Origin of the sequence: Arhodomonas sp. KWT2, from assembly GCF_041949875.1 — a bacterium.
Taxonomy (GTDB): Bacteria; Pseudomonadota; Gammaproteobacteria; order Nitrococcales; family Nitrococcaceae; genus Arhodomonas; species Arhodomonas aquaeolei.
Map to the genome: position 1 here is coordinate 1 of NZ_JBHFPQ010000023.1, position 6716 is coordinate 6716.

Annotated in this window: 6 protein-coding genes; 3 read left to right on the plus strand and 3 right to left on the minus strand. The window is 68.2% G+C overall.

The genetic code is table 11. From position 1 onward, the window contains the following. Nucleotides 1–350: 350 nt before the first annotated feature. Nucleotides 351–1565, minus strand: coding sequence for a tyrosine--tRNA ligase (tyrS, locus tag ACEZHJ_RS01675; protein ID WP_375036162.1), 1215 nt, complete (start codon nucleotides 1563–1565; stop codon nucleotides 351–353). A gap of 164 nt (nucleotides 1566–1729) precedes the next feature. Between tyrS and ACEZHJ_RS01680 the strand changes: the two genes are divergently transcribed. Further along, complete coding sequence (locus tag ACEZHJ_RS01680; protein WP_375036163.1) at nucleotides 1730–3301, plus strand: OapA family protein; 1572 nt, start codon at nucleotides 1730–1732, stop codon at nucleotides 3299–3301. A gap of 16 nt (nucleotides 3302–3317) precedes the next feature. Further along, entirely contained in the window at nucleotides 3318–4430 is a 1113-nt protein-coding gene (locus tag ACEZHJ_RS01685) for an anhydro-N-acetylmuramic acid kinase (protein ID WP_375036164.1), read from the plus strand. A 4-nt stretch (nucleotides 4431–4434) separates the two neighbouring features. Here ACEZHJ_RS01685 and erpA read toward each other — a convergent pair whose 3' ends face one another. Both erpA and argC read right to left on the minus strand, forming a co-directional pair. Continuing rightward, nucleotides 4435–4788, minus strand: a complete 354-nt coding sequence (erpA, locus tag ACEZHJ_RS01690) for an iron-sulfur cluster insertion protein ErpA (protein WP_163143986.1) — start codon at nucleotides 4786–4788, stop codon at nucleotides 4435–4437. A gap of 76 nt (nucleotides 4789–4864) precedes the next feature. Beyond that, the gene (gene argC, locus ACEZHJ_RS01695) at nucleotides 4865–5896 is read right to left on the minus strand and encodes an N-acetyl-gamma-glutamyl-phosphate reductase (RefSeq protein WP_259201789.1); all 1032 of its coding nucleotides are present in this window, start codon (nucleotides 5894–5896) and stop codon (nucleotides 4865–4867) included. A 169-nt stretch (nucleotides 5897–6065) separates the two neighbouring features. On the opposite strand from argC, the gene hemJ reads away from it, so the two are divergent. Continuing rightward, nucleotides 6066–6491: a protoporphyrinogen oxidase HemJ gene (gene hemJ, locus ACEZHJ_RS01700; protein WP_259201788.1), complete on the plus strand. Its 426-nt coding sequence runs from the start codon at nucleotides 6066–6068 to the stop codon at nucleotides 6489–6491. Nucleotides 6492–6716 lie beyond the last annotated feature (225 nt).

Consider the following 6716-nt stretch of genomic DNA (forward strand, 5'->3'; position numbering starts at 1 on the left):
GCCGGTCAACACCAGCGACGCAAGCACCCACACAAGCCATCTGATCCGTATTGTTAAAGAGCTTCAGGGCCGCCTTGAAGCGGCGAAGAGCGCGTATTCTACAGCGCCTGAATGCCGCGTCAACCCCTTTGTTCCGCCCCGCCAGGGCCCCGGCTCATCGCCTTCGCCCCAACCGGGAACAGGCATTCTAGTGCATCCTGAATACCTGTCAACGCCCCGTAACTTCCAGTCCGAAAACCGCCTCCGGGGCACCCCTCACCGAGCCCTTCGCCCGACAAGAGAGCGCGCATTATAGGCGCCTCAGTGAATGCGTCAAGCGTGTTACACGGACTCGTGGGATCGCCACCGGCTCAGCCCCCGGCCGCCTCGTTCAGACGCACCCGCGCGAACCGGCGCTTGCCGACCTGGATCACCATCGGGCCTCCGGCACCCAGGGTGAGCCCGCGGTCCTCCACGCGCTCGCCATCGATACGCACCGCACCCTGCTTGATCATGCGCAGGGCCTCGGAGGTACTGGGTGTCAGCCCCGCCTCCTTGAGGACGCTGGCGATACCGAGACCATCACCGGAGACGTCCAGATCGACCTCCGGCATCTCCTCCGGCATCGCCCCCTTCTGGAAACGCGCTATGAAGGATTCCCGCGCGCGCGAGGCGGCCGCCGTATCGTGGAACCGCCCCACCAGCTCCTCGGCCAGCTCGAACTTCACATCCCGGGGGTTACGCCCCTCGGCAACGGACTGGCGCAGCCGCTCGATCTCGGCGAGTGGGCGGAAGGTAAGCAGCTCGAAGTAGCGCCACATGAGATCGTCGGAGACGGACATGAGCTTGCCGAACATATCATCGGCGCCCTCGCGGATGCCGACGTAATTGCCCAACGACTTGGACATCTTCTGCACGCCGTCGAGCCCCTCGAGGATGGGCATGGTCAGGATGACCTGCGGGCGCTGTCCGTACTCGCGCTGGATCTCGCGGCCGACGAGGAGATTGAACTTCTGGTCCGTACCGCCGAGTTCGACATCCGCCTCCAGCGCCACCGAGTCGTAGGCCTGGACCAGCGGATAGAGGAACTCGTGAACCGCGATCGAGCGATTGTCCTCGTAGCGCTTGTGGAAGTCGTCGCGCTCGAGCATCCGCGCCACGGTATACTTGGCCGCCAGCCGGATCATGCCCTCCGCCTTCATCGGCCCCATCCAGCGGGAATTGAACTCCACGCGCGTGCGTTCGGGATCAAGGATGCGGAAGATCTGCTCCTCGTAGGTACGTGCGTTCTCGCTGATCTGCTCCGGGGTGAGGGCCGGGCGGGTGGCCGTCTTGCCGGAAGGGTCGCCGATCATGCCGGTGAAGTCGCCGATCAGGAAGATGACCTCGTGGCCGAGGTCCTGGAACTGGCGGAGCTTGTTGATGAGCACCGTGTGCCCGAGATGAAGGTCCGGCGCGGTGGGGTCGAACCCCGCCTTGATGCGCAGCGGACGCCCCTCCTCCAGGCGTGCCCGGAGGTCATTCTCCGGCAGTATTTCCTCGGCACCGCGCCGCAGTATCGCGAGCGATTCCTCAATCGTGCTCATGCTCGACTCCGCGTTGTCTCTGGTAACTGAGGCGGACGTCACGCCCGCCGACCCGCGCGACATGTTACTCAATCGCACTGGCCGGGCGTTACTCCCACGCCCGCGCGTTGACTGAATTGTGGCTTCGGGCTAACGTTCGGAGCTTATAGGCTGAGGATCGTTCCATGAAGACACGCCGCCGCAACAAGGACAGTCTGGCCAGCCTGTCCAACCGTCGGAAGCGTCCCCGCCGCATCCATCACGCACTCGCCCTGTCCGTCGCGGTCGTCACCGGCATCGGCGCATTCGCGATGTCCACTAACAAAGGTGACGCGAATGTCGGCGGCGATGGGCTCGTGCGCACCCTGGAACTGCCCTCCGCCGACGACAACGCCACTCGCCCGGAAGGGCTGACGCCCCTGAAGATCCTGACCGAGCATGCACCGGAACGTGTCGGCCCGGCCACCGGCAGCACGGCCGGCAGCAACGGGCGTACACAAGCCCCGAAGCTTCAGACGGCGTCGCTCACGACCACGCCGGAACAGACCCTGACCGACGTACCGGCACCGGCAGATTCGCTACTCGCCTCCGAGGCCTCACAGTCCACCGCAGTGGCGTCACCGGCCTGGGAGGCCTATACGGTCCAGTCGGGCGACTCGCTGGCTGCGCTGTTCAGCCGCGCCGGGCTGTCCGCCCGGGACGTCTACGACGTCGTCAACGCCGGCGAGCGTGCCGAGGCCCTGACCAGCCTCTATCCCGGCGACGAGATCCGTATCGCCCTTGACGGCCGCGGCAACCTGGACGCGGTTCGCTACGAGCTCAACGAGACGGACACGCTCACGGTACGCCGTGGCGCGGACGGTTACACCACGAAGGTCACCACCACCCCGCTGGAGCGCCGCCGGCGGGTCGCCAGTGGCGAGATCAAGAGTTCGCTGTACGCCTCGGCACTCGAGGCCGGCCTCTCCGATCGTCAGGTCATGCAGCTCGCCAGCATCTTCGGCTGGGACATCGATTTCGCCCTGGACCTGCGCAGGGGCGACCGGTTCCGCGTGATCTACAACGAGATCTACCGCGACGGCGAGAAGCTGCGCAATGGCGACATCGTCGCGGCGGACTTCGTGAACCATGGCGAGCGCTTCCGCGCGGTGCGATTCACCTTCCCCGACGGGGACGCGCAGTACTTCACCCCGGACGGCAAGAGCATGCGCAAGGCCTTCCTGCGCACGCCGGTGAATTTCACCCGCGTGAGCTCGGAGTTCAACCCGCAGCGCCTCCACCCCATCCTCGGCACCAAGCGCCCCCACATGGGCACGGACTACGCCGCCCCGCCGGGGACGCCGATCAAGGCGGCCGGCGACGGGCGCATCGTGCACATCGGCCGCAAGGGCGGCTACGGCAACGCCATCGTCATCAAGCACGGCTCCCGCTATTCCACCCTGTACGGCCACATGCGGGGCTTCCGCCGGGGGCTCTCCCACGGCGACCACGTCAAACAGGGCGAGGTCATCGGCTATGTGGGCAGCAGCGGCCTCGCCACCGGCCCCCACCTGCACTATGAGTTCCGGGTGAACGGCAAGCACCGCAACCCGCGGACCGTCAAACTGCCCGAGGCCGAGCCGATCCAGGCCAAGTACCGCGAGGACTTCGAGACGCAGACCGCACCGCTGGTGGCCCGCCTCGAGGCCGCCGCGCCCACGCAGGTCGCGAGCAACGGGCAGACCGAAGGCAACGCGGACAGCGGCGAGAGCCGCTAAGGCTCCCGGGACAGGCGTGACCAAGCGCTTCATCGGTCTCATGGCCGGCACGAGCCTGGACGGTGTCGACGCTGTCCTCGTGCGGTTCGGCAACGCCTCCCCAGTCATCGAGGCAGCCGTGTCCCGCCCGTACCCGGACCGGATCCGGCATACGCTGCGGGCCATTGGCGCCGGATCGCCGCTCGCCGACGTGGTCGCCGCCGACCAGGCCGTTGCCGACGCCTTCGGCGAGGCGGTTCGGGCGCTGCTCGCCGAGGCCCGCCAGACCGCCGAGGCCGTTACCGCCATCGGCAGTCACGGTCAGACGGTATGGCACCGCCCCGGCGCCCCGAAAGCCGCTTCCGTGCAGATCGGCGACCCCAGCCGCATCGCCGAGGCTACCGGCATCACCACCGTCGCCGATTTCCGCCGCCGGGACATCGCCGCGGGCGGTGAGGGCGCACCGCTCGCCCCCGCCTTCCACCTCGCCATCCTCCAGGGGCAAGGCAGCGGCACCGCCGTGCTCAACCTGGGCGGCATCGCGAACCTGACCGTGGGCGACGCCCCCGGCGGCCCCATCGGCTTCGACTGCGGCCCGGCGAACACCCTCATGGACCGCTGGACGGAGCGCCACCTCGGCGAGCGCTACGACGCCGACGGCGCCTGGGGCGCCGGCGGCGCAGTCATTCCGGAGCTGCTGGAACGCCTGCTCGCCGACCCGTTCTTCCGACAGCCGCCGCCCAAGAGCACGGGCCCGGAGCGCTTCGGGCCGGACTGGCTGGACGACCACCTCGCCGCCCTGCCGCACCCACCGGCACCGGTGGATGTGCAGGCGACGCTGGCCGATCTCACCGCGCGCACGGTCGCGGACGCCCTCAGCGCAAGCACCGGGGGCAGTGCCGCGGCCCCGGGCCGGCTGCTGGTCTGCGGCGGCGGGGTGCACAACACCCATCTCATGGGCACGCTGCGACGACACCTGCCCGGCTGGCAGGTGGGCTCCACGGAAGAGATCGGCATCGATCCGGATTTCGTCGAGGCGGCGGCGTTCGCCTGGCTGGCACGTGAGACGCTCGCCGGCCGGCCGGGCAACCTCCCGGGTGTGACGGGAGCGCGCCGGCCGGTGGTGCTGGGCGGGATCTATCCGGCCTGAGGGCCTAGACGCCGAATGAGGAGCCGCAGCCGCAGGTGGTGGCGGCGTTGGGGTTGCGGATGATGAACTGCGCGCCCTCGATACCCTCGACGTAATCGATCTCGGCCCCCTCGAGGTAGGCACCGCTCATCGGGTCGATCAGCAGCGTCACGCCGTTCTTCTCGATAACCGCGTCACCGTCTTCCTGATTCTCGTCGAACATGAATCCGTACTGGAAGCCGGAACAGCCACCACCGGTGATATAGACCCGCAGCTTCAGGTCACCGTTGTCCTCCTCATCGAGGAGCTGACGCACCTTGAGTGCGGCGTTGTCCGTGAAGTTCAGCAGCTCGTCCTGCTCTTCGACCACTTCGCTCATGATCCTTTCGCCTCCTGGAGGTGGGCACTTCCCCTAAATGGTGGGGACGGCCCCGTTCGGAGTCAATTGCCGGCGCTCAGGGCAGCAGCGCCACGTCCCCGAGTCCCGCCGTCTCCGGCAGATCGAACATCAGGTTCATGTTCTGCACCGCCTGCCCTGCCGCCCCTTTGACCAGATTGTCCTCCACCGCGAGCACCAGTGCCATGTCGCTGTAGGGCTGGCGGTGGACCGCAATGCGGCAGGTGTTGACGCCGCGCACGCTACGCGTCTCCGGATGGCTACCGGCGGGCAGCACATCGACGAAGGGCTCGTCGGCGTAACGCGCCTCGAACAGCGCCTGCAGGTCCGTGGCCGGGTCCCGCAGCCGGGCGTAGAGGCTCGCGTGGATCCCCCGCACCATCGGTGCAAGATGCGGCATGAACACCAGCCCGACCTCGCCGCCGGCGGCCTCCATCAGGCCCTGGCGGATCTCCGGGAGGTGCCGGTGACCGGAGGCCCCGTAGGCACGGAAGTTCTCCGAGGCCTCGCCGAGGAGCGTGTGCTGCCTGGGCTGGCGTCCCGCCCCGGTCGCCCCGGACTTGGCATCGGCGACGAGGGTGTCGGTATCCACCAGACCGGCCTCGACCAGCGGCAGGAAGCCGAGCTGCACCGCCGTGGGGTAGCACCCCGGGTTCGCGACCAGGCGGGCCCCGCGGATGGCATCGCGGTGGCGCTCCGGCAGCCCGTAGACCGCCTCGGCGGCAATCCCGGGGCAGGCGTGGGTCATCCCGTACCACTCGGACCAGAGGTCCAGGTCACGGATACGGAAGTCCGCCCCGAGATCGATCACGCGCACACCGGCCTCTAGCAGCGCGGGCACGGACTGCATCGCCGTGCCGTTGGGCGTTGCGAAGAAGACGACGTCACAGGCGGCGAGGCGTTCGTCGTCCGGGGCCTCGAAGGCGAGATCGCAGTGTCCGCGCAGGTTCGGGAACAGCTCCGCCACGCCCCTGCCGGCCTCCCCTCGGGAGGTGATCACCTCCGCGCGCGCATGCGGGTGATGCGCCAGCAACCGCAACAGCTCGACACCCGTGTAACCAGTGCCGCCCACGATCCCGACCTTGAGCATCCGTATCTCCCTGCTGAATGGACAGTCCTGTATCGTAACGCCCGCCTGCGCGCCGCGTCACCTGCACCGGGCGTGCCCCACCGCGGCCACTCTGCGATACTCGGGCGCGGCCCCGCGGCCGAACAGCGGCACGCCACCCCGGGAACAAGCCACATTCAAGGAGCCGGCCATGCTCTACCTCTGGGTCAAGGCATTCCACATCATCTTCGTGGTGACCTGGTTCGCCGCGGTGTTCTACCTGCCACGGCTGTTCGTCTACCACGCCCAGACCGAGGACGCACCGGGCGACGAGCGTTTCCGCGTCATGGAACGCAAGCTCTATCGCGGAATCATGACCCCCAGCGCCGTGCTCACCGTATTCTTCGGGGGCTGGCTGATCTGGCTCACCCCGGCCTGGCTCGATCAGGGCTGGCTCCACGTGAAGCTCGCCCTCGTGGCCGGACTCATCGGCTACCACATATGGTGTGGCCGCCTGGTGCAGGCATTCGCCGAGGGAACCAACCGGCGCGGCCATGTCTGGTTCCGCTGGTTCAACGAGCTGCCGGTGATCGTACTCGTCGGCGTGGTGCTACTGGTGGAGCTCAAGCCCTTCTAGGGAGCCGGATCGGGGTGGGGGGGGGGGGGGGGGCCCCCCCCCCCCCCCACCCCGGGGGAGAGACAACATGTGGGTGTTTTGAAACCCCCCCCCCCCGCGGGCGCGGCGGGGGGGGCCGCCCCCCGCCCCCCACCCCGATCCGGCTCCCTAGAAGGGCTTGAGCTCCACCAGTAGCACCACGCCGACGAGTACGATCACCGGCAGCTCGTTGAACCAGCGGAACCA

Coding starts and splice junctions, on each gene's coding strand:
- ACEZHJ_RS01680 (WP_375036163.1), top strand. CDS start 1,730: ATGAAGACACGCCGCCGCAACAAGGACAGTCTGGCCAGCCTGTCCAAC.
- hemJ (WP_259201788.1), top strand. CDS start 6,066: ATGCTCTACCTCTGGGTCAAGGCATTCCACATCATCTTCGTGGTGACC.
- erpA (WP_163143986.1), bottom strand. CDS start 4,788: ATGAGCGAAGTGGTCGAAGAGCAGGACGAGCTGCTGAACTTCACGGAC.
- argC (WP_259201789.1), bottom strand. CDS start 5,896: ATGCTCAAGGTCGGGATCGTGGGCGGCACTGGTTACACGGGTGTCGAG.
- tyrS (WP_375036162.1), bottom strand. CDS start 1,565: ATGAGCACGATTGAGGAATCGCTCGCGATACTGCGGCGCGGTGCCGAG.